General features: G+C 66.1%; 22 protein-coding genes. 10 read left to right on the top strand and 12 right to left on the bottom strand.

Features of this window, described 5'->3' with window-relative positions; all coding sequences use genetic code 11:
• Positions 1-40: 40 nt before the first annotated feature.
• Entirely contained in the window at positions 41-991 is a 951-nt protein-coding gene (mshD, locus tag A9W99_RS11515; RefSeq protein WP_067377164.1) for a mycothiol synthase, read from the bottom strand.
• Positions 988-1,755, bottom strand: a complete 768-nt coding sequence (locus A9W99_RS11510; protein ID WP_067377160.1) for a response regulator transcription factor — start codon at positions 1,753-1,755, stop codon at positions 988-990. Before A9W99_RS11510 ends, mshD begins: the two co-directional genes overlap by 4 nt.
• Before the next feature lie 164 nt (positions 1,756-1,919).
• Between A9W99_RS11510 and lmeA the strand changes: the two genes are divergently transcribed.
• The 5 genes from lmeA to A9W99_RS11490 all read left to right on the top strand — a co-directional run bounded on the left by lmeA (position 1,920) and on the right by A9W99_RS11490 (position 5,257).
• Positions 1,920-2,726 (top strand): mannan chain length control protein LmeA, encoded by an 807-nt coding sequence (lmeA, locus tag A9W99_RS11505; RefSeq protein ID WP_371514949.1) that lies wholly within the window; start codon positions 1,920-1,922, stop codon positions 2,724-2,726.
• Between the two features lie 238 nt (positions 2,727-2,964).
• Positions 2,965-3,078, top strand: a complete 114-nt coding sequence (locus tag A9W99_RS27745; protein ID WP_371514948.1) for an Ms5788A family Cys-rich leader peptide — start codon at positions 2,965-2,967, stop codon at positions 3,076-3,078.
• Between the two features lie 242 nt (positions 3,079-3,320).
• Complete coding sequence (locus tag A9W99_RS11500) at positions 3,321-4,154, top strand: sulfurtransferase (protein ID WP_067377157.1); 834 nt, start codon at positions 3,321-3,323, stop codon at positions 4,152-4,154.
• A gap of 1 nt (position 4,155) precedes the next feature.
• Positions 4,156-4,458 carry a DUF1416 domain-containing protein gene (locus tag A9W99_RS11495; protein ID WP_067233032.1) on the top strand — a complete coding sequence of 101 codons (303 nt, stop codon included), beginning with the start codon at positions 4,156-4,158 and terminating at the stop codon, positions 4,456-4,458.
• A gap of 163 nt (positions 4,459-4,621) precedes the next feature.
• On the top strand, positions 4,622-5,257 hold the full coding sequence (locus A9W99_RS11490; RefSeq protein WP_253869757.1) for an FABP family protein: 636 nt from the start codon (positions 4,622-4,624) through the stop codon (positions 5,255-5,257).
• Positions 5,258-5,502: 245 nt separating this feature from the next.
• Here A9W99_RS11490 and A9W99_RS11485 read toward each other — a convergent pair whose 3' ends face one another.
• Positions 5,503-6,378 carry an aminodeoxychorismate lyase gene (locus tag A9W99_RS11485; protein WP_067377151.1) on the bottom strand — a complete coding sequence of 292 codons (876 nt, stop codon included), beginning with the start codon at positions 6,376-6,378 and terminating at the stop codon, positions 5,503-5,505.
• A gap of 129 nt (positions 6,379-6,507) precedes the next feature.
• Between A9W99_RS11485 and A9W99_RS11480 the strand changes: the two genes are divergently transcribed.
• Together A9W99_RS11480 and A9W99_RS11475 are read left to right on the top strand one after the other, a co-directional pair.
• Positions 6,508-7,605 carry a folate-binding protein YgfZ gene (locus tag A9W99_RS11480; protein ID WP_067377148.1) on the top strand — a complete coding sequence of 366 codons (1,098 nt, stop codon included), beginning with the start codon at positions 6,508-6,510 and terminating at the stop codon, positions 7,603-7,605.
• Between the two features lie 147 nt (positions 7,606-7,752).
• Positions 7,753-7,938, top strand: a complete 186-nt coding sequence (locus tag A9W99_RS11475) for a DUF3073 domain-containing protein (RefSeq protein ID WP_067377145.1) — start codon at positions 7,753-7,755, stop codon at positions 7,936-7,938.
• A 73-nt stretch (positions 7,939-8,011) separates the two neighbouring features.
• On the opposite strand, the gene purM is transcribed toward A9W99_RS11475, so the two are convergent.
• From purM to A9W99_RS11440, 7 genes are all read right to left on the bottom strand, one after another.
• On the bottom strand, positions 8,012-9,097 hold the full coding sequence (gene purM, locus A9W99_RS11470) for a phosphoribosylformylglycinamidine cyclo-ligase (protein ID WP_067377142.1): 1,086 nt from the start codon (positions 9,095-9,097) through the stop codon (positions 8,012-8,014).
• 70 nt (positions 9,098-9,167) lie between these two features.
• Entirely contained in the window at positions 9,168-10,694 is a 1,527-nt protein-coding gene (gene purF, locus A9W99_RS11465; RefSeq protein WP_067377139.1) for an amidophosphoribosyltransferase, read from the bottom strand.
• 132 nt (positions 10,695-10,826) lie between these two features.
• Positions 10,827-11,222: a sterol carrier family protein gene (locus A9W99_RS11460; protein WP_067377136.1), complete on the bottom strand. Its 396-nt coding sequence runs from the start codon at positions 11,220-11,222 to the stop codon at positions 10,827-10,829.
• 12 nt (positions 11,223-11,234) lie between these two features.
• On the bottom strand, positions 11,235-11,861 hold the full coding sequence (locus A9W99_RS11455) for a CPBP family intramembrane glutamic endopeptidase (protein ID WP_172828853.1): 627 nt from the start codon (positions 11,859-11,861) through the stop codon (positions 11,235-11,237).
• Positions 11,858-14,122 carry a phosphoribosylformylglycinamidine synthase subunit PurL gene (purL, locus tag A9W99_RS11450; protein ID WP_067377130.1) on the bottom strand — a complete coding sequence of 755 codons (2,265 nt, stop codon included), beginning with the start codon at positions 14,120-14,122 and terminating at the stop codon, positions 11,858-11,860. The genes A9W99_RS11455 and purL overlap by 4 nt, the downstream gene beginning before the upstream one ends.
• A 69-nt stretch (positions 14,123-14,191) precedes the next feature.
• The gene (locus A9W99_RS11445) at positions 14,192-14,539 is read right to left on the bottom strand and encodes a VOC family protein (protein WP_067377127.1); all 348 of its coding nucleotides are present in this window, start codon (positions 14,537-14,539) and stop codon (positions 14,192-14,194) included.
• 87 nt (positions 14,540-14,626) lie between these two features.
• Positions 14,627-15,892: a M18 family aminopeptidase gene (locus tag A9W99_RS11440; RefSeq protein ID WP_172828852.1), complete on the bottom strand. Its 1,266-nt coding sequence runs from the start codon at positions 15,890-15,892 to the stop codon at positions 14,627-14,629.
• Positions 15,893-16,001: 109 nt separating this feature from the next.
• Here A9W99_RS11440 and A9W99_RS11435 point away from each other — a divergent pair, with 109 nt between their 5' ends.
• Together A9W99_RS11435 and A9W99_RS11430 are read left to right on the top strand one after the other, a co-directional pair.
• Positions 16,002-17,021, top strand: coding sequence for a Dyp-type peroxidase (locus tag A9W99_RS11435; protein ID WP_067377122.1), 1,020 nt, complete (start codon positions 16,002-16,004; stop codon positions 17,019-17,021).
• Positions 17,018-17,815, top strand: a complete 798-nt coding sequence (locus A9W99_RS11430) for a family 1 encapsulin nanocompartment shell protein (RefSeq protein ID WP_067377119.1) — start codon at positions 17,018-17,020, stop codon at positions 17,813-17,815. The genes A9W99_RS11435 and A9W99_RS11430 overlap by 4 nt, the downstream gene beginning before the upstream one ends.
• A 155-nt stretch (positions 17,816-17,970) precedes the next feature.
• On the opposite strand, the gene A9W99_RS11425 is transcribed toward A9W99_RS11430, so the two are convergent.
• On the bottom strand, positions 17,971-18,600 hold the full coding sequence (locus A9W99_RS11425) for a TetR/AcrR family transcriptional regulator (protein ID WP_067377466.1): 630 nt from the start codon (positions 18,598-18,600) through the stop codon (positions 17,971-17,973).
• 204 nt (positions 18,601-18,804) lie between these two features.
• Here A9W99_RS11425 and A9W99_RS11420 point away from each other — a divergent pair, with 204 nt between their 5' ends.
• Positions 18,805-19,299: a YkgB family protein gene (locus A9W99_RS11420; protein WP_253869743.1), complete on the top strand. Its 495-nt coding sequence runs from the start codon at positions 18,805-18,807 to the stop codon at positions 19,297-19,299.
• A 112-nt stretch (positions 19,300-19,411) separates the two neighbouring features.
• Here A9W99_RS11420 and A9W99_RS11415 read toward each other — a convergent pair whose 3' ends face one another.
• Positions 19,412-21,121, bottom strand: coding sequence for an MOSC and FAD-binding oxidoreductase domain-containing protein (locus A9W99_RS11415; RefSeq protein ID WP_067377116.1), 1,710 nt, complete (start codon positions 21,119-21,121; stop codon positions 19,412-19,414).
• Between the last annotated feature and the right edge of the window lie 176 nt (positions 21,122-21,297).

Genomic DNA, 21,297 nt, shown 5'->3' with positions numbered 1-21,297 from the left:
CCAAATTTCGCGCTCCCCCGCACCTTTCGCTGCATATCAGCTAGGGCGTGCCCGTGGCTGGTGGCCGTTCAGAGGACGACGGCGGCGCCGCGTAGGCGGTATCGACGCTGTAGGTGGTGAAGCCCAGCCGCTGGTAGGTGCGCACCGCCGCAACATTGTCCGACTCCACATAGAGCATGACGGTAGGTTCGGCAGAGCCCGACAGCCGCTGTGCCAGTGATGCGAGGCCGATCGACGTCAACACCTTCCCCAGGGCGCGGCCCTGCGCGGCCGGGTCGACGCCCAGCACGTAGACCTCGCCCAGGCCTGGTTGATCGGCATGGATCTTGGTCCAGTGGAAGCCAAGTAGCCGGCGCGCTTCGTCGCTCGAGGACTCGCTCGGGAACGCCAAAAACAGACCCTGCGGGTCGAACCAAGACTCATTGCGACGCTCCTCGAGCTGCGCGGCACTCCACCCGCCCTGCTCCGGGTGGTAGGCGAAGGCGGCGTTGTTGACCCGCAGCAGCTCAGCGTCGTCGGCGGTGCCGGCATACGTCCGCACCCGCAGTCCGGCCGGGATCACCGGTTCAGGGATATCGGCCAGCGAGCGACGCATCTGGACGAGCTCGCGGACGGTGACCAAGCCCAGCGCCGCGGCCGTCGCCCGGGCCGGCTCGAGCGTGCCGTGGGCCCAGAAGTGGTTGCGCCCTCGGGTCCTGGCCAGTGCCGCCCGCGCCATCGCGGTGCCGATGCCGCGACGACGGGCCTTCGGGTGCACCACCATCTCGGCCATCGCGACCTCGCCGTCGCGCGGCGAGCTCAGATTGAGGTAGCCGCTGACCGTCTCGCTCGATCCGGTGACCAAATGCCGGGTGCGCTGTTGACCGAGTTCTCGCAGGACTTGCTCGCCCACGGGCGCAACGCCATCGAATTCGGCTGCCGCGCTGACGAGTTCAAGGATTTGCTGCTGCTCTTGGGAGGTCAGTGCCGAGCGCCACTCAGGTGCGCTCACTGAGTGTGCAACGGGTCGACCAGTGGCTCTTCGGCGCCGTCTAACTCGGTCTCGGCGTCCTCGTCCTCGTCGGACTGTGCGATCGGCGCACGCCCACGCGCGGGCCGGACCGCCTTGTAACCGACGTTGCGTACCGTGCCGATCAGGGCTTCGTGCTCGGACCCTAACTTGGCGCGCAGTCGACGCACGTGCACGTCGACGGTCCGGGTGCCGCCGAAGAAGTCATATCCCCACACCTCGTGCAGCAGCTGCGCGCGGGTGAACACTCGGCCGGCATGCTGTGCGAGGTACTTCAGCAGTTCGAACTCTTTATAGGTGAGGTCAAGCGGACGCCCACGCAGCCGCGCGGTGTAGGTGCCTTCGTCGATCACCAGCTCACCGAGCGTCACCTTGCCGGCGCTTTCCTGGTCGGCGAGCCCGCCGCGCCGGCCGATCACCAAGCGCAGCCGGGCATCGATCTCGGCCGGGCCAGTGTTGGGCAGCAGGATGTCGTCGAGGCCCCAATCGGTGCTGACGGCTACCAGACCACCTTCGCTCACGACGGCCAGGACGGCGACCGATCGGCCCGCCGTGCTCAACAACCTGCACAGACCGCGTCCCGCCGACAGGTCCTGGCGCGCGTCGACGATGACCGCGTCCGCCGTTCCCGCCTCCAGCAACGACGACGGCTCCGGCGGCGCCGTCCGCACCGCGTGAGGGAGCAGCGACAAGGCCGGCAGCACCGGGTCAGGATGCAGCTCCGAAGTCAGCAGCAGTAGCTCCAACGAGCCCCTCCAGCGCTTGTGGGGAAGGCATGTCCCGAGTTCATCAGGACATATAGCCCTGCATGATCGTAATGGCCAGGTCATCTAACGATAACTTGCCACCTGGTGTTTCGCCTGACGACGATGCGCCAGCGCGCTCGCGCACGGTGAGCCACAATATTCGGATGCGCAGAATGGTGGTCGCTGTGACCTCGGTGGCGGTCGCCGTGGCCGTCATCGTCGGTGGCGCCATCGCCGTCGACTACGGAGCGAGCATTTACGCCGAATACCGGCTGTCGGCCAGCGTCCGCAAAGCGGCCAACCTGGGGTCTGATCCGTTCGTCGCCATCCTGGCGTTCCCGTTCATCCCGCAGGCGATCCGCCGCCACTACAACGAGCTGGAGATCAAGGCCAACGCCGTCGATCACGCTTTGGTCGGCAAGGCCACCCTGGAAGCCACCATGCACTCGATTGGCCTGACCGACGCGTCCTGGTTGATCAGGCCCGAGGCGAAGCTCCCGGTAGGCAAGCTGGAGAGCCGGATCATCATCAGTTCGACGCATCTGGGTCGCTATCTGGGCATCGCCGACCTGATGGTCGAGGCACCGCCCCAGGAGACCAACGACGCCACCGGCGGTACCACCGAGTCAGGTGTATCCGGCAACCACGGACTGGTGTTCAGCGGCACACCGAAATCCGCCGGCTTCGGCCACCGGGTCAGCGTCTCCGTCGACCTGTCCATCGCGCCCGACGACCCGGCGACGCTGGTGTTCACCCCCACCGGCGTTCTGACCGGACCCAACACCGCCGACGAGCCGGTCCCGGATGACAAGCGAGACGCGGTATTGCATGCATTCGACGCCAGACTGCCCAGCCAGCGACTGCCGTTCGGCGTGGCGCCGACCGCCGTGGGAGCACGCGGCTCAGATGTCATCATCGAGGGCATCACGCGCGGAGTAACGGTGACGCTGGAGGGGTTCAAGCAGTCGTGACGTGCGCCGTCGGCGCAGCGGCGGGGCTTTTGGTGTGAATTCACGGCTTTCGGTGTGAATTCACGGCTTTCGGTGTGAGCCTGTGGCGGGATTCGGCGCGGATTTCCGCCCTGGCTACACTCGGAAAGCCCACGATTCACAGTCAACGCCTTGGATTCACGCGCAAGCCTGAACACTCGGCCGGCAATACCAGACACCGATCCGCGTCGGCCCTGGTACCGCTGTTGGCTTCATCACTATGCGATTGGGTAAGCTGTCCGACGTGTTATCCCGCATCGAGCCCATGCTCACCAGGCGTCGCGCAGTCGATCTGTGCCGCATCGCGGGATGTTGTTGTTGCTGTAGCTGCTGAGTAGCCGCGCCCTTTAGCGCCGCACTCGGAGCAGCCTCGGAGTCCTACCGCGGCCCCGTCTCCCCCTGCCTCGTCCATGTTCCGTGCCATAGGAGACCTAGGAGTACACCGTGTCGAGCAGTAACGCCCCCGCCAAATTGGGCAGTAAACGAACTCGTCCTGCGTTTGTCCGCCTTGAATCCGCGACGCGGCCCCATCCCGCCTAATCAGGCTGCTTAGAAAGAAATCGAAAGGAATACCCCATGGCACGCTCCGACGTCCTGGTCTCTGCCGACTGGGCTGAGAGCAATCTCGACGCCGCTAACGTCGTATTCGTCGAAGTGGACGAAGACACCAGCGCCTACGACGGCGGCCACATCGCCGGCGCGGTCAAGCTGGACTGGCGCGCCGACTTGCAGGACCCGGTCAAGCGCGACTTCGTCGACGCAGAGCAATTCTCCAAGCTGCTGTCCGACCGCGGCATCGCCAACGACGACACGGTGATTCTCTACGGCGGCAACAACAACTGGTTCGCGGCCTACGCGTACTGGTACTTCAAGCTGTACGGGCACGAGAACGTGAAGCTGCTCGACGGTGGGCGCAAGAAGTGGGAGCTCGACGGCCGCCCGCTGTCCAGCGACCCCGTCAGCAGGCCCGCGACCTCCTACACCGCGTCAGCTCCGGACAACTCGATCCGGGCGTTTCGCGACGAGGTCATCGCGGCCATCAACGTCAAGAACCTGGTCGACGTGCGGTCGCCCGACGAGTTCTCCGGCAAGATCCTGGCGCCCGCTCACCTGCCGCAGGAACAGAGCCAGCGCCCCGGGCACATCCCGGGCGCCATCAACGTGCCGTGGAGCAAGGCCGCCAACGAGGACGGCACCTTCAAGTCGGACGAGGAGCTGGCCAAGATCTACGCCGACGCGGGGCTGAACGGCAACAAGGAAACGATTGCGTACTGCCGAATCGGGGAACGGTCCTCGCACACCTGGTTCGTTCTGCAGGAATTGCTCGGACATCGGAATGTGAAGAACTACGACGGCAGTTGGACGGAATACGGCTCCCTGGTGGGCGCCCCGATCGAGTTGGGAAGCTGATATGTGCTCTGGACCCAAGCAAGGACTGACGCTGCCCGCGAGCGTCGACCTGGAGAAGGAAACGGTGATCACCGGCCGCGTGGTGGACCGCGATGGCCAGGCCGTCGGCGGCGCGTTCGTCCGCCTGCTGGACTCGTCCGACGAGTTCACGGCTGAGGTGGTCGCGTCGGCCACGGGTGACTTCCGGTTTTTCGCCGCCCCCGGGTCCTGGACGCTGCGTGCCTTGTCGGCGATCGGCAACGGCGACGCCGTGGTGGCGCCGTCGGGCGCGGGCATCCACGAGGTGGACGTCAAGATCGCCTGACGGGCTGCCACGCGAGATTCGGGGCGAATAGACTCGTCCCCGTGGTGCTCTTCTTCGAGATCATGCTGGTGGTGGCGACCATCGTCATCACTTGGTTCGCGCTGTACACGCTGTACCGGCTGATCACCGACGAGTCGTGACCGGCGAGGGCCCCGACGTCCCGATTGGTCCTGCAGCCACCGGTGATGCGGTTCAGGCCGCGGCCGAGCGCGCCAAGGTGACCGCCGCCCGCAATATCCCAGCCTTCGATGATCTGCCGGTGCCCGCCGACACGGCGAACCTGCGCAAGGGCGCGAATCTGAGCGACGCGCTGCTGGCGCTGCTGCCACTGGTCGGCGTGTGGCGCGGCGAAGGCGAGGGACGCGCTCCCGACGGCGACTATCGATTCGGCCAGCAGATCGTGGTATCCCACGATGGCGGCGATTATCTGATTTGGGAATCCCGATCCTGGCGCGTCGATCACACCGGTGAGTACCAGGAACCCGGCCTTCGCGAGACGGGATTTTGGCGGTTCGTCACCGATCCCGACGACCCTAGCGAGTCGCAGGCGATCGAGCTGCTGCTGGCGCATTCCGCCGGCTACGTCGAGCTGTTCTACGGGCGTCCCCGCACCCAGTCCTCTTGGGAGCTGGTCACCGACGCGTTGGCCCGGAGCCGGTCCGGCGTGCTGGTGGGTGGCGCCAAGCGGCTCTACGGCATCGTCGAAGGCGGCGACCTCGCTTACGTCGAGGAACGCGTGGACGCGGACGGCGGGCTGGTGCCACACCTGTCGGCACGGTTGTCCCGATTCGTCGGGTAACGCGGCCGTCCAGACATGGAGCGGCCCCCGAGCGAAGCTCCTGGTTGGACAAGACCGGAAGCTCGGGGGCCGGGTGGCTGCGGGGAATTCGCCAGCGCGCGTTGGCTGCTAGCTTCTCCGAGCCAGTGGTGCTAGCGCGCAGCCACCTCACATGTCCATGAAGCTAACAATTTCGCGGACCACCTCCTTCCTTGTGTACGGCCGACCGTACCTGCTCTCCTGCTATGTCTCAACAGGATTCGGCGTCAGCGGTCGCTGATGATCGCGGCGTCGATCAGCGCGCTGAATTCTGCGGCCATCGGCGAAGGGGGCAGCAGCCGACCCTCGAGGGTGTGTACGCGGGCGGCCAGGGTCATGCTCGAGATAAGCCAGATGCCTTGTGCGGCAAGAAGGTCGGCTTTCCGCAGGGCACGGTAGTCGCAGTCGTACCCTTTAGGGCGGGCCACCTCGAAGAGCGCCTGCTGCGTGGTGCCGCGCAGGATCGGATACCACGGTGGTGGCGTCAGCAGGCACGGAGTATCGCCGTCAACGGTGGCGATCACCACCGTCGAGCGCGGTCCTTCCAGGAGGTAACCGTCGGAACTGACGAAGATGACGTCGCCGGCGCCCTGCCGGGCGGCGTGGCGCAACGCGGCCATGTTGACCGCGTAGGACAGGGTCTTGGCGCCGGCGAGCAGCCAGGGCATCGCATCGGCGCCGACCGCTGGGAGCCCGCGATCCAGCGTCACCGCCGACACGCCGTTGCGCCGCACGGCCGCCACTCGCTCAGGGACCGCGTTGATCATCACGTAGGCGGTCGGGGCGGAACCGCTCTCGCGGCCGCGGCTGTAGATCAACCGCAGCGCACCTTCGTCAGCGGTGCTTGCTGCCCACCGCTGCGTAGCCGTCTCGATGGCGCGCCGCCACTGCGGCAGGTCGGGTTCGGGCAGATCCAGGTACCTGGCCGATTGGGTCAGCCGCTGCAGATGCGGCTCGACCAGACAGGCCCGGCCGCCGCGCACCAGCAGCGTCTCGAAAACTCCGTCGCCACGCACGGCGGCGAGGTCGTCGGCGGACAACAACGGCGTTCCGGGAGCGACGATCTCGCCCGCGAGCGTGACAACGACGCCTTGCTTAGTCATTGATTAGCAGCCTAACGGCCTTCGAACGAGCCGCGAGCGTGAAGCCGGCCGCACGCTCGTCGCCCATCGTGAAGCTGGCTTCACGCTCGGCGGGCCGGGGCCGCGGCGCCCAATCCGTAGAGTTGAGACGTGAACCACGCAGTGCCTGCACCCGATCCCGGACCCGACGCCGGCTCGATTTGGCATTACGGCGATCCGCTGGGCGAGCAGCGTGCGGCAGAGACCGGCGCCGTGCTGGTGGACCGCTCGCACCGCGCGGTGCTCACGTTGGCCGGGGGTGACCGGCAGGCTTGGTTGCACAACATCTCGACGCAGCACGTCTCGGAACTTTCCGATGGCGCCAGCACGCAGAATCTCAGCCTGGACGGCCAAGGCCGCGTTGAGGATCACTGGATCCAAACCGAGCTGGACGGCACCACGTATCTGGACACCGAGCCTTGGCGCGGCGAACCGTTGCTGGCTTACCTGCGCAAGATGGTGTTCTGGTCCGACGTCACCCCGGACACCGCGGACATGTCGGTGCTGTCGCTGCTGGGACCGCGGTTGTCCGACCCGGCCGTGCTAGAGGCGCTGGGGCTGGACGAGCTACCCACCGAAACAACCGCAGTTCCACTGCCCGGCGGTGGGTTCATCCGCCGAACGCCAGATTCCCCCGTCGACCAACTCGAACTGGACATGCTGGTCGCGCGTGACCAGTGCGCCGATTGGAAGCAGCGTTTGACGCGGGCGGGAGTCCGACCGGCAGGCGTGTGGGCCTATGAGGCGCATCGGGTCACGGCACTGCGCCCGCGCCTTGGCGTCGACACCGACGAGCGCACCATCCCCCACGAAGTGGGTTGGATCGGCGCGGCGGTCCACCTTGACAAGGGCTGCTATCGCGGCCAAGAGACCGTCGCGCGGGTGCAAAATCTCGGCAAACCGCCTCGCATGCTGGTATTGCTGCACCTCGACGGCTCTGTGGAAAGGCCATCCACCGGTGCCCCGGTACTGGCCGGCGGTCGCGCTGTCGGGCGCCTGGGCACAGTCGTCGAGCACGTGGATCTCGGTCCGGTGGCGCTGGCACTCGTCAAACGAGGGCTACCAGCCGACACCGAGCTAGCGATCGGGCCGGTAGGCCCGGAAAACGAATTCGTCGCCGCGGCGATCGACGCGGACTCGCTGCCGCCTGCGGACGGGGTCGGCGCGGGCAGACTGGCTGTTGAACGGTTGCGGAGTGGTAGGCGATGATTGACTACAAGGTCCACCACACGGCGGACAGGGGTCACCGACGTCTAACCGTGAGGCACGGTAAACTGTCGGCAGGACAATAAACGACACCAGAGATCGGAGCCGCCTACTTTAGGCCGCTCCGTTATTGCGCGAGGGGGTTCCCCCATGGGCCGCGGCCGGGCTAAGGCAAAGCAGACCAAGGTTGCTCGAGAACTTAAGTACAGCTCCCCGCAGACCGACTTCCAACGGCTCCAGCGCGAGCTGTCCGGAACGGGTGCCGACGATTCCAACGATCTGGATGGCGACAGCCCAGACGACGCGTGGGATGACGAACCGCACTGGCGCCGCTAACCCTTCGCACTTGTCCCTGCCGATGCGAGGCGCGTCGGCGCCCTGAATTCCGTATAGTTCTGACAGCCAGCGCTCAGAACCTCGGGTGTTGTCCCACCAGTTTGGCGCGCGGGCCTTCTTTTCCGCCTTTGGCCACGGTTCCCAGCACCCAGCAGTCCAAGTGCCGGGCGGTCAAGATCGCCAGAGCTCGATCGGTGTCCTCGGGCGCGACGACGGCGATCATCCCCACGCCCATGTTGAACGTCTTCTCCATCTCCTCACGCCTGACCCGGCCACGCTGGGCGATCATGGCGAACACCGGTGCGGGCGTCCAGGTGCCGCGGTCGATTTCGGCCACCAACCCGTGCGGGATGACGCGTTGCAGGTTGCCGGCCACTCCTCCACCGGTGACGTGGCAGAACGTGCGGACGTGGGTTTCGGCGGCAAGCGCCAGGCAGTCTTTGGCGTAGATGCGGGTGGGTTCCAGCAACTCCTCGCCCAAGGTGCGGCCGAACTCCTCCACATAGCCGGCCAGGTTCATCCGGTCGATCTCCAGCAGAACCGAGCGGGCCAGCGAATACCCGTTGGAATGCAATCCCGACGAGCCCATCGCGATGATGACGTCACCGGGTCTGACGCGGTCGGGGCCCAGGACGTCGTCGGCCTCCACCACGCCGACTCCCGTGGCCGAGATGTCGTAGTGGTCGGGTTCCATCAGGCCGGGGTGTTCGGCCGTCTCGCCCCCCAGCAGCGCACAGCCCGCCCGCACGCACCCTTCGGCGATGCCACTGACGATGGCGCTCAGTCGTTCCGGCACCGTTCGGCCGACTGCGATGTAGTCCTGCAGGAAAAGCGGCTCGGCGCCGCAGACCACCAGATCGTCGACCACCATCGCGACCAGGTCGAGGCCGACGGTGTCGTGCTTGTCCATCGCCTGCGCGACGGCCAGCTTGGTACCGACACCGTCGGTGGAGGCCGCCAGCACCGGTTCGCGGTAGTCGCCGCGCAGCGCGAACAGGCCGGCGAATCCGCCCAGCCCGCCGCGCACCTCGGGTCTGGTCGCCCTTCCCGCCAGCGGCTTGAACAATTCGACGGCGCGATCACCGGCTTCGATGTCCACCCCCGCCGACGCGTAGGTGATGCCCTGGCCTCTTCCGGAGCTTTTTGCGGGATCCGTCATCGCGATAAAGGCTACCGGGCGGCACGCATCCGCCGGGAGCAAACCACTTTCAGCGCCAAGTTAGTTCTTGTCAGCGACTGACCGGCACGTCGTCGGGCGCCAGGTCGTCCAGGCCCACTCCGCGTGCGGCATTGGCCAGCATGTGTTCGATGACATTCTTGCCCAGCGCGGTCTCGCTGGGCAGCTCGATGGGATATGTGCCGTCGAAGCACGCGCAGCACAGTCGCGAGGCGGGTTGCTCGGTGGCCGCGATCAGACCGCGCAGGGAGATGTAGCCCAACGTGTCGGCGTTGATGGCATGGCGTACCGCTTCGAGCATCTCGCCCTTGTCTTCGACGGCGTTGGCGATCAGCTCAGCCGGTGACGGGAAGTCGATGCCGTAGAAGCAGGGCCACTTCACCGGCGGCGACGCGATGCGCACATGGACCTCGACGGCACCCGCTTCGCGCAGCATCCGCACCAGCGCGCGCTGGGTGTTCCCGCGCACGATCGAGTCATCGACGACGATGAGCCGCTTGCCGCGGATTATCTCGCGCAGCGGGTTGAGCTTCAGCCGGATACCCAGCTGTCGGATGGTTTGGGACGGCTGGATGAAGGTGCGGCCGACGTAGGCGTTCTTCATCAGGCCCTGCCCGTAGGGGATGCCGGACTCCTGCGCGTATCCCACCGCGGCGGGGGTGCCGGATTCCGGCACACCAATGACCAGGTCGGCCTCGACCGGGCATTCGCGGGCGAGACGCCGGCCGATCTCCAGCCGGGCAGCATGCACCGACCGGCCGGCCAGCGTGCTGTCGGGACGGGCCAGATAGACGTATTCGAAGACGCAGCCCTTGGGTGTGGGATTGGCGAAGCGGGTGGAACGCACGCCGTCGGCGTCGATCGCCAGCAGCTCGCCCGGCTCGATGTCGCGGACGAAGGAGGCGCCGACGATGTCGAGCGCCGCGGTTTCGGAGGCCACCACCCAGCCGCGGTCCAGCCGTCCGAGCGACAGCGGGCGTACCCCATGCGGATCCCGGCAGGCATACAGCGTGTTCTCGTCCATGAATGTCAGGCAGAACGCGCCGCGCACGGTCGGTAGTAACTCCAGCGCCGCCTGTTCCAGCGAGGAATCGGCGGCGCCGTGGGCCAGTAACGCGCCCAGGATGTCGGAGTCCGTCGTAGCCGGGGCCGGGCAGCGCCTGGCGATCAGTCCCGCGTCGCGGGCACGTGCGGCGAGCTCGGCGGTGTTGACCAGATTTCCGTTGTGCCCCAACGCAACGCCGGTTCCGGCCGCGGTGTTGCGGAAAACGGGCTGAGCGTTTTCCCAGGTGGTGTCGCCGGTGGTCGAGTACCGGCAGTGCCCGATGGCGACGTGGCCTTCCATGGCGGCCAGCGTTTGCTCGTCGAACACCTGGCTGACCAGGCCGAGGTCTTTGAAGACCAGCACCTGGGATCCGTCGGCGACGGCGATGCCCGCGGCCTCCTGGCCGCGATGCTGCAACGCGTAGAGGCCGTAGTAGGTGAGTTTGGCTACTTCTTCACCGGGGGCCCAGACCCCGAATACACCACATTCTTCGCGAGGCGCGTTCAGGTCTTGCTCGGGTTGCGGGACGGTCACGGCTTGGCGGCTCCCTGGGGCGCGGTTAGTGACGTAACGGAGTCTACGGCCACGACCTGTCCACCGCCGAATCAGGCACGCGTGTTGGGCGCCCGAAATTCCCTTCTGCGACCCTAAACCTGCAGTTCAGGGTTATATTCTGCCCACATCGAACAGCGGCAGCCAGTGTTCGATTTCACCGGCCCGCGAGCCGGAAAGCGTGAGCGTTCCGGTGGCCTTTGCCTGCGCCAGTGATGACAGCCCGGTAACCAGCAGCAGCCAGGTTCGCGCATCGGTTTCGACGACGTTGGGCGGTGTTCCGCGGGTGTGCCTGGGTCCGGAGACACATTGCACGGCGACGAACGGCGGTACGCGGACCTCGACGCTGGCGCCGGGCGCGAGCGCCGCAAGGGTGCGGGCGGTGAGCCGAACCGCGGTCGCCAGCGCAGCGCGCTCGGGCGCCGGGCGGGTCACGTCGCGCAGCCAATCCGCAATGGCCAGCACGGCCTCTCGAGTCTTTGTCGGATCGACGCGATCTCGGGCGGCCATAGCAGAGAAAGCCTAAGACTCTTCGTGCTGCGCACGACGCTGTACCACCAGCGCGGCCACCGCACCGGCCTCGTTGATCGCCAGGTGTAGCAGCATCGGCGCGGCGAGGCTGCCGGAACGGTCGGCCAGCCACCCGAACACCCACCCCGCGACGCCGGTGACCAGGACGGTGGCCGCCGGCGGCTCACCTGTCTCGAGTGCATCGGCGATGTGAGACAGGCCAAAAGCGGCGGCCTGCAACAGCCTTCCGGCGGACGGACCGAAACCCTCGGCGGCCACGGTGGCAAGCGCCGCTCGGAACGCCGCCTCTTCGGCCCAAACCGTGCCGACGGGAATCCGCAACCCCAGCCAGCCCGGCGCCGACGCGGGCAACTCACGCGCGGCCATGGACAGCCGTACGATCGGGACGGCTGTGGTCGCCGCGATTGCGGTTGCCGCCACCGCCCCGGCAGCCGAGCCCAGTCGCACCCCAGCCCACAGTCGCGGCGCGGCCAGGCCCAGCGGTGCACGGGTCACCAGCACCAGCAGCGCACCCATGCCCGCCTGCACAACCACGCGCCACGAGGCCGGAAGCCGTGGACCGACGAAACTCCAGCCCACCAGAGCGCCGGCCAAACGGACCGCACGAAGGCGACTCAACCGAAGAATCGCGGCAGCACCGCCTCGAAGGTCGTCCGCAGTTCAGCCAGGGACAACGTGAACAGGCCTTGCACCTCAAGCACATCCGACGCCTGATCGACGACGCCGATCCGCGCGGCGGGCAGTTCGCGTGCCTCACACATCGACCGGAACCGGCTCTCCTCGGTGCGCGGGACGGCGACCAGCACCCGGCCGGCCGATTCGGAAAACAGCATCACGAACGGATTTGCGTCGTCGGGAAGCACTATGCGGCAACCTGTTTCACCCGCGAGCGCCGATTCCACGATGGCCTGTGCCAGCCCACCCTCGGACAGATCGTGGGCCGCGGACACCAGCCCGTCGCGCGATGCCGAATGCAGCACGTCGGCCAACAACCTCTCTCGCTGCAGGTCGACGACAGGAGGTAGCCCGCCGAGATGGTCGGCGCTCACCTGCGCCCAGATGGAGCCGTCGAACTCGTCGCGCGTGTCGCCCAGCAGTATCAGGGTTTCTCCCGGTTCGCTGCCGAATGCCGTTGGGATGCGGCGCTGCACGTCGTCGATGACGCCGAGCACGCCGACCACGGGTGTCGGGTGGATCGCCGTCGACCCGGTTTGGTTGTAGAAGCTGACGTTGCCGCCGGTCACCGGAATCCCAAGGGCCGCACAGCCATCCGCTAGGCCGCGTACCGCCCGCGCGAACTGCCACATCACCCCCGGGTCTTCGGGCGAACCGAAGTTGAGGCAGTTGGTCACGGCGACCGGGGTGGCGCCGGTGACTGCGACGTTGCGGTATGCCTCGGCCAGCGCCAGTTGTGCACCGGCGTAGGGATCCAGCAGCGTATAGCGACCCGACGCGTCGGTCGACAGCGCGATGCCCCGGCCCGTGGCCTCGTCGATGCGCAGCACGCCTCCGTCGGCGTGCTCGGCCAGCACGGTGTTACCGCGCACGTACCGGTCGTACTGCTCGGTGATGAACGCACGGCTGCACAGGTGTGGACTGCCAAGCAGCGCAAGCAAAGTCGCGCGCAACTCGTCGCCCGTCGCCGGCCGTGGCAGCGATTTCGAGCAGTCGGCGTTCAATGCGTCCTGCGATTCGGGACGGGCGACCGGCCGCTCGTACACCGGACCTTCGTGCGCCACGGTGCGCGGCGGCACGTCGACTACCGTGTCGCCGTGCCAGGTGATCCGCAACCGGCCACCGCCGGTCACCTCACCGATCACGGTGGCCAGCACTTCCCATCTGCGGCAGACCGCGAGGAAGGCATCCACGTTCTCGGGCGCGACCACCGCACACATCCGCTCCTGCGATTCACTGCAGAGCACCTCGGCGGGCGCCATCTCCTTGGCCCGGAGCGGAACGGTGTCGAGTTGGATGGCCATTCCGCCATCCCCGGCGGATGCCAATTCCGATGTGGCGCAAGCTAACCCGGCTCCGCCCAGATCCTGGATGCCGATCACCAGTCCGCCCGCGTACAGCTCCAGGCAGCATTCGATGAGCACCTTCTCCATGAACGGGTCGCCCACTTGAACCGAGGGCAGCTTCTTACGGGAGCCTTCGGAGTCGAAGGTGTCCGACGCCAGCACCGACACCCCGCCGATGCCATCCAGCCCGGTGCGCGCGCCGAACAGGATGATTTTGTTTCCGGCGCCGGAGGCGAACGCCAAATGCAGGTCCTCCTGGCGCAATACGCCCACACACATCGCGTTGACCAACGGGTTGCCCGCATAGCATGCGTCGAAGACGGTCTCGCCGCCGATGTTGGGCAGGCCCAGCGAATTTCCGTAGCCGCCGATACCGCGCACCACGCCGTCGACCACCCGGCGGGTATCGGGCGCGTCGGCGGCGCCGAACCGAAGCTGGTCCATCACCGCAACCGGGCGCGCGCCCATGGCCATGATGTCGCGGACGATGCCGCCGACGCCGGTCGCTGCACCCTGGTAGGGCTCGACGTAGGACGGGTGGTTGTGCGACTCCACCTTGAACGTGACCGCCCAGCCGTCGCCGATGTCGACGACGCCGGCGTTCTCGCCGATGCCGGCGAGCATGCCGGCGCGCATTTCGTCGGTGGTGGTCTCGCCGAAGTAGCGCAGGTGGACCTTGGAGGACTTGTAGGAGCAGTGTTCGCTCCACATCACCGAGTACATCGCCAGTTCGGTGTCAGTGGGCCGCCGCCCCAAGATCTCACGGATCCGCTGGTACTCGTCGTCCTTGAGGCCCAGCTCGTGAAACGGCTGGGGGTGATCTGGCGTGGCCGCGGCGTGCTCGACGGAGTCTGTCATCTCGGCGCACCTAGGTGCCACGCGCTCGTCACGCCCGACAGTCTAGGTCGGGCCGCCGCGGTGAGCGCGCTACCGCCCGGCCACGCAGAACCGGTTGCCCTCCGGGTCCGCCAGCACCACCCAACGGAAGTTGTCACCGATGCGGTGCCGGTCGACCTCCGCGGCTCCGGCCCCAGTCAGACGTGACACTTCGGCGTCCACATCATCGGCGCCGAAATCGAGGTGCACACGGTTTTTTCCCGGTGTTGGATCGGGCACCTTCTGGAATCCGATACGCGGTCCACTCGATCGAGTGACCGCGAAGAATTCTCCGGGGATCAGCTCGCGGGTCTCGCCGTCGAAGTTTTCGGCCCACCAACCGGCCAGCGTCGCGGGGTCAGTGCTGTCGAAAGTGATCATCTCCACCTTGAGCGCCATAACCGGATCGTAGATGGCCGCGAGGGTGCGCGTTTGTACGACGACACGCCGTTCGGGCCAGCATTTTGCGCGCGCTCGTGGCCGACGCTATTCGGGTGATAGGAACGCGCGCATCGCCGCCGAGTAGGCCGTCACGTCCTGTGCCCCCATGACCTCACGTGCGGAATGCATGGCCAGCTGGGCGGCGCCGACGTCGACGGTGGGGATGCCGGTCCGGGCCGAGGCCAACGGGCCGATGGTGGTGCCACACGGCAAATCGGCGCGGTGCTCATAGCGCTGCAACGGAACTCCGGCCTGTCGACAGGCCAGCTCGAACGCAGCCGCCGTGCGACCGTCGGTGGCGTATCGCAGGTTGGGGTGCACCTTGAGCACCGGCCCGGCGTTGACCTCGATGAGATGGCCGGGCTCGTGCCGCTCCGGGTAGTTGGGATGCGTCGCGTGCGCCATGTCCGCCGAGGCCAGCAGCGAAACCGGGACCCGTCGCAGGAAATCTTCCCGGCTGCCGCCGGCCGCCAGCACTACGCGCTCCAGCACGGTGCCCAGCAGGTCCGACTGCGCGCCGTGGTCTGACGACGAGCCAACCTCCTCGTGGTCGAACAACGCCAGCACCGGCAGTTCAGCACGTGGCTCGGCGGCCAGCAGCGCCTCCATCCCGGCGTAGCAACTAGCCAGGTTGTCCAGCCGCGGGGCGCTGAGCAGGCTGGCGTCGGCACCGACCACTCGCGACGGCGTCAGGTCGTGCGTCATCAGGTCGGCGGCCAGCACGTCGGCCGGAGCCACGCCGGCCCGCTCGGCGACATAATCGACGAAGGACCCCAGTTCGGCATCAATCCCCCACACCGCGTTGACGTGCCGCTGCGGGTCCAATGTCAGCGACTTGCGGTCCTCGGCTAGATGGATGGCCAGCTGAGGGACCCGCAGGATCGGAGCGTCGATCCTGACGAGCCGGTGAGTGACGCCGTGACCCGAACTCGCCTCCCGCACGGATAAGCGTCCGCTGATGCCCAGGTCGCGGTCCAGCCAGGAGTTGAGCCACGCACCTCCGTAGGGCTGCAATGCCACCACCCGCCAGCCGGCGATCAATCGATCGGGATGCTGCTTGACCCGCAGGTTCGGGCTGTCGGTGTGCGCTCCGACGATCCGGAAGGGGCCGTCCGGACGCTCGCTGTTCCAAGCCACTAGCGACCCGGCACGAAGGGTGAAGTACCGGCCCGGTTGGTCAGGCCAGCGGGCCGCCTCGCTCAATTCGGCGTATCCGGCCTCCTCGAGCCGGGCGGCGACCGCGGCGCAGGCATGGAACGGCGACGGAGAGGCGTCGATGAACTCGCAGAGGCCTGCTGCGCTGGCCGACATGTCCAACATCATGGCTGTCCTGGGCCGACGAGGTCCATTCCGGGGCCGGTTGCGCGCTGTCCCCCTCGCCGCTTCCGGCGCTCGCCGTCGCCACGCTAGGGTCTGCAGAGTGCCTCCGGTTCAGCCGCAACCCATTCTCGCGCCTCTGACGCCTGCCGCGATCTTCCTTGTTCTCACGATCGACGAAGGCGGCGAGGCGACCGTGCACGACGCATTGGGCGACGTATCCGGTCTGGTCCGCGCAATCGGCTTCCGCGATCCGACCAAGCGCTTGTCCGCGATCCTCTCGATCGGTTCCGATGCCTGGGACCGACTGTTCTCCGGTCCACGACCCGCCGAGCTACACCCGTTCGTCGCGCTGACCGGACCGCGGCACATCGCTCCGGCCACGCCGGGCGACATCTTGTTGCACATCCGCGCGGAGTCCCTGGACGTCTGCTTCGAGCTGGCCGGCCGCATCCTCAAGGCGATGGCCGGTGCGGTGACCGTTGTCGACGAGGTGCACGGTTTCCGCTACTTCGACAACCGCGACCTGCTGGGCTTCGTCGACGGAACCGAGAACCCCGACGGCCCAATTGCCGTCAGCGCCACGACGATCGGCGACGAAGATCCCGACTTCGCGGGCTCATGCTATGTGCACGTGCAGAAGTATGTGCACGACATGGCGTCCTGGGAATCTTTGTCGGTCACCGAGCAAGAACGCGCGTTCGGCCGGAGCAAACTCGAAGACATCGAGATGGACGATGACGTGAAGCCCGCCAACTCCCACCTGGCGCTCAACGTGATCACCGACGACGACGGCACCGAGCTGAAGATTGTGCGGCACAACATGCCATTTGGCGAGCTCGGCAGAGGCGAGTTCGGCACCTACTACATCGGCTATTCGCGCACGCCACGGGTAACCGAGCGGATGTTGCGCAACATGTTCCTCGGTGATCCGCCGGGAAACACCGACCGCATTTTGGATTTCTCCACCGCGCTGACGGGCGGCATGTTCTTCTCGCCCACCGTCGACTTCCTCGACGATCCACCGCCCCTGCCCCAATCACCCTCGCCCACAACGACAGCCGCGTCCGATTCCGCGGACGGCTCACTCTCGATCGGCAGCCTGAAAGGAACCTCCCGATGAACAACCTGTATCGCGATCTGGCGCCGGTCACCGAAGCGGCCTGGGCGGAAATCGAAGAGGAGGCGACCCGCACCTTCAAACGCCACATCGCCGGGCGGCGGGTGGTTGACGTGAGCGGTCCCGGCGGCCCCGGCACCGCGGCGGTCGGCACCGGGCGGCTGATCGACGTGCAGGCGCCCACCGATGGTGTGGTGGCACACCTACGGGCCAGCAAGCCTCTGGTCCGGCTCCGGGTTCCGTTCACCTTGTCGCGCAACGAGATCGACGACGTCGAGCGTGGCGCGCAGGACGCCGACTGGGATCCCGTCAAGAAGGCCGCCAAGAAGCTGGCTTTCGTGGAGGACCGCACCATGTTCGAGGGCTACAGTGCCGCGTCGATCGAGGGAGTCCGCAGCGCCAGCTCGAACCCGAAGTTGACACTGCCCGAGGATGCGAAAGACATGCCCGACGTCATCTCGCAGGCGTTGTCGGAGCTTCGCCTGGCCGGCGTCGACGGCCCCTACTCCGTCCTGTTGTCCGCCGACGTCTACACCAAGGTCAGCGAGACCACCGCACACGGATATCCGATCCGTGAGCACCTGAACCGGTTGGTCGACGGGGACATCATCTGGGCGCCCGCCATCGACGGCGCGTTTGTGCTGACAACTCGCGGCGGTGACTTCGATCTGCAGCTGGGCACCGACGTCGCAATCGGTTACACCAGCCACGACGCCGACACCGTCGAGCTGTACATGCAGGAGACGCTGACATTCCTGTGCTACACGGCGGAAGCTTCGGTCGCGCTCGGGTCGTAACTAGAGGTCTCACACCAGGCTCTGGCCACGACTGCCCAGCACATGTGACGCACACATAGGGGTATTTGGAAAGCAAGACGCCGTCGTGGTGCATGCTGGCCAACCGCCATTCAGCGAGCTGTCCGGTGTCCAAGAGGTCGCAGCTGTGGTGCCGCTCAATGTCGCCGGGTAGGGCGGGTGTGCTGGCAGAGGTGTTCGATCATCGCGTCCATCGCGGCTTCAAGCGGGGCCGTATCGCGGCGGATTTGGCTGAGTAACAAGCCGCCCTGTATCCCCGCAAGCAGCGCCAACGCGGCACGTCCAACGTCCGTTCCGTCGGGCAACTCACCGCGCGCGGCAATGGTCGTAAGGCTGTCGTGGATTACGCTCTCCCACTGGGCAAATGACTGTGCGAGCCGGGCACGTGCCAGGGGATCCGTCTCGGAAAGCTCGTTAGCCATCGATCCGAGCGGGCAACCACCCACGCAGCCGAGTCCGCGCACCAACTCGACCATGATGTCGCGCCAGCGGTACAAGTCCTGGACGCTCTCGATTCGGTCGAGCCCGAGATGCTGTGTGCCGAGCACATTCTCGGTCTGAAATTCGATGACCGCAGCGACGAGATCGTTCTTGTCCGCGAAGTAGTGGTACATCTGCGACGTGCTGATGGCCGCAGCTTCCTGGATGTCCTCGATGGTGGTGCGTGCTACGCCGCGCTGCAACATCAATTCCGATGCCGCAGCAACGATGCGTTCTCGGGTTGCGCGTCCTTTTGCGGTGAGCCTGTCGTAAGGGGCAGGTGCCATGAGCCTCTCCTGGGTGTCAGACATGCATAATCTACCTGTTTTGGAGTTGACACTCCATTTTTGAGGCTGAACGCTGAACACATCGGTCTCGCCCGTCGGCGGCCGAAAAGTGTTGGGCTGCTGTCCCGCACGGCTGTGAGGTGGCCGCCGACGTCGTGCAGCGACCGAACGCCAGGGGCCAATTTTGCGAAAGGATCTCTACCTGTGACCGACGATGTCCAACACTATGCGTCACTTTTACTGACCCGTTGCGGGGTGCTGGTCAGCCGCTATGGCCTGGTAGTCGTGCTGGCCTGGATCGGGTTCGGCAAGTTCGTCAAGATGGAAGCCCGCGTGCTGATCGAACACAGCCCGCTGATGAGCTGGATCTACCACGTGTTCAGCGCCGGCACGGTGGCACGCGGGCTGGGAACCATGGAGATAATTGCCGCCCTTCTGATTGCGGTGGGGCCAGTATGGCCCCGGGTGTCGGCGATAGGCAGCGCGCTTGCGGTAGTGCTCTTCCTAGGCACGTTAAGCTTCCTGTTCACCACGCCAGGGGTAGTCAAATCCCACGCCGTGGGCTTACCCGTATTGTCAGCCCAGCCCGGTCAGTTCCTGCTCAAGGATCTCGTGCTGATCGGGGTGGCGCTATGGACACTCGGAGAGTCGCTGGGTGCTGCGCGACCGGTCGTGGCCGAGCTAGAGCTTCCGTCGTAAATTATCGACGAGAAGTCGTCGCGAGCCGATCCGGTGTAGATTCTCCCGCGAGCCTCCTCCAGTGCTGTTGTCCGCCACGTCTATACGAAGTAATGCGCTCCGTCATTGGTAGCTACAGGTCTAACACCAGATCGCTTTGCGGCGAGGCTGAGCAAATCAGCACTTCTCCCGAGGCGGGCGGTTCCAGCGGTTGCTGGACGTAAGTCGTGGTCCCGCTGACGACTCCGGTGACGCACACGTGGCACACCCCGCTTCGACACGAGAACCGAGTTGGCACATCGCATGCTTCGGCGAGGTCGAGGATATTGCGGTAATCGCTCGACCAATTGACCGTAAGCCCGCTGCGGGAGAAGGTGATCGGCGGCCCGGTCCCGGGCTTTCCCGCAGGGGGGTGCGGTCGGTTGCACGAGGAGCCGGCGACGATGCCCGGGTTGATCGGCGGTAGGGCGCCGAACAATTCGGTGTGAATTCGCACCGGATCGAGCCCGGCTGCGGTGAGTGCGTCGCGCAGGTCGGTCATGAATTGGGTTGGGCCGCAAAGATACGCATCAGCATCAGCTGGAAGGCCCAATGCCGCAATCGCCGATCGGTCCAGGCGATTCTGTTCCTGCGTGTAGAACACCTGCTGGCGGGCGTTCGGCAACGATCCGATCAGCGTCGTGACTTCGGTTGCAAATACCTGGGTTTCACGACTGTGAGTGGTGTGCAGCCACCAGACCTCGCGACTGCTGTGGAGTGTCGACAGGGCATGCAACATCGCCAGTACCGGAGTCACACCGATTCCCGCGGAGATCAGCAGCACTGGATTTTCGGCCTCGATCAGGTAGAAGTCGCCGCGAGGTGCAGCGGCCTCAATGACCGACCCCGGTTGGACATGATCATGCAGCCAGCGGCTCACCAAGCCCTGTTCCTCGCGTTTGACGCTGATGCGGTAGCTGCCAGAGCCGAGCTCACCGGAGAGCGAGTAGCTACGCATCGGCGGCGGGTCGCCGGCAGCCGGAATCCTCAGCGTCAGATACTGGCCGGCAAGCGGTGGTGGCAGCGACGCATGGTCGTCGGCTTCCAGCCGGATCGACATCACCTGCGCGCTTTCCCGACATATCGCGCTCACCCGCAACTGACGAAACCCATTCCACGCAGGCATGGCTCCGACGGGCGCTGCCGTCTTGACGCCCGCATCTTGTGCCGCCAACATGTCCTGGAATGACTGTTGCCAACCAGGACTGAGCGCGGAAACGTCGACAGCTCTACGGAGTTGGTCGACGTCGCGATTCGGCAGATAAAGCAATGCATCGATATCGGCGACGCTGAGTTGGTGGCGGCCACGACGTGTTCGCACGATGTCGTCTCCGGCGCAGACGTTCCCCTCGGTGATGACCCGAAAGTAGAAACCCGGACGGTGCTGCGAGACAAGCAGATTAGGCATGGCCGGCTCGTTGAGCCGCATGCCCACACGGAAGCAGGTAACGCGGGGCTGGGTGACCTCGAATTCAGCGTCGCCGATGCGGTAGCGGTCTCCGATGCATACGTCGTCATCGGCGAGGCCGGTCACGGTGAAGTTTTCACCGAAGTTGCCGGGCGCGAGGTCGTCACGGTGCAAGTAGGTCTTCCAGAAGTCGTACGACTCCGTCTGGTACACCATGACAGCACGTTGTTCGCCACCATGCCCGGCCAGGTCGCCTTGGCCGTCGCCGTCGATGTTGAGGCGGCGCACCATGACTGGTCCCTCGACGGGGGTTTTCCAGATCCCGGTGTAGACGGTCTTGTCGCGCCATTGAACCCGCTGGGGCTTGCCCACATTGACGGAGACAAGCCGCGCCACGTCCGCCTCCTCGTGGTGTCGATGCCACGCCCAACGATTTAGATTGGGCTGGCCGACCCAGAATATGCTCGGCCCTGTGACCAGGTCAACACCTTCGGCGGAGCTATTGCGTGTCGTCGGATTTACTGCATAATGGGTTACACATCCCAGAAATATCGCCGCAGAGTCTATCGACG

Source organism: Mycobacterium sp. 1164966.3 (genome assembly GCF_001665395.1).
Classification (GTDB): Bacteria; Actinomycetota; Actinomycetes; order Mycobacteriales; family Mycobacteriaceae; genus Mycobacterium.
Note: the sequence above shows the minus strand (reverse complement) of the source record. Positions and strands in the feature narration are given on the sequence as shown.

Bases quoted from the DNA above. Each gene is read 5' to 3' on its own strand.
- lmeA (WP_371514949.1), top strand. From the start codon at position 1,920: ATGCGCAGAATGGTGGTCGCTGTGACCTCGGTGGCGGTCGCCGTGGCC.
- A9W99_RS27745 (WP_371514948.1), top strand. From the start codon at position 2,965: ATGCGATTGGGTAAGCTGTCCGACGTGTTATCCCGCATCGAGCCCATG.
- A9W99_RS11500 (WP_067377157.1), top strand. From the start codon at position 3,321: ATGGCACGCTCCGACGTCCTGGTCTCTGCCGACTGGGCTGAGAGCAAT.
- A9W99_RS11495 (WP_067233032.1), top strand. From the start codon at position 4,156: ATGTGCTCTGGACCCAAGCAAGGACTGACGCTGCCCGCGAGCGTCGAC.
- A9W99_RS11485 (WP_067377151.1), bottom strand. From the start codon at position 6,378: ATGACTAAGCAAGGCGTCGTTGTCACGCTCGCGGGCGAGATCGTCGCT.
- A9W99_RS11475 (WP_067377145.1), top strand. From the start codon at position 7,753: ATGGGCCGCGGCCGGGCTAAGGCAAAGCAGACCAAGGTTGCTCGAGAA.
- purM (WP_067377142.1), bottom strand. From the start codon at position 9,097: ATGACGGATCCCGCAAAAAGCTCCGGAAGAGGCCAGGGCATCACCTAC.
- A9W99_RS11460 (WP_067377136.1), bottom strand. From the start codon at position 11,222: ATGGCCGCCCGAGATCGCGTCGATCCGACAAAGACTCGAGAGGCCGTG.
- purL (WP_067377130.1), bottom strand. From the start codon at position 14,122: ATGACAGACTCCGTCGAGCACGCCGCGGCCACGCCAGATCACCCCCAG.
- A9W99_RS11445 (WP_067377127.1), bottom strand. From the start codon at position 14,539: ATGGCGCTCAAGGTGGAGATGATCACTTTCGACAGCACTGACCCCGCG.
- A9W99_RS11440 (WP_172828852.1), bottom strand. From the start codon at position 15,892: ATGTCGGCCAGCGCAGCAGGCCTCTGCGAGTTCATCGACGCCTCTCCG.
- A9W99_RS11430 (WP_067377119.1), top strand. From the start codon at position 17,018: ATGAACAACCTGTATCGCGATCTGGCGCCGGTCACCGAAGCGGCCTGG.
- A9W99_RS11425 (WP_067377466.1), bottom strand. From the start codon at position 18,600: ATGGCACCTGCCCCTTACGACAGGCTCACCGCAAAAGGACGCGCAACC.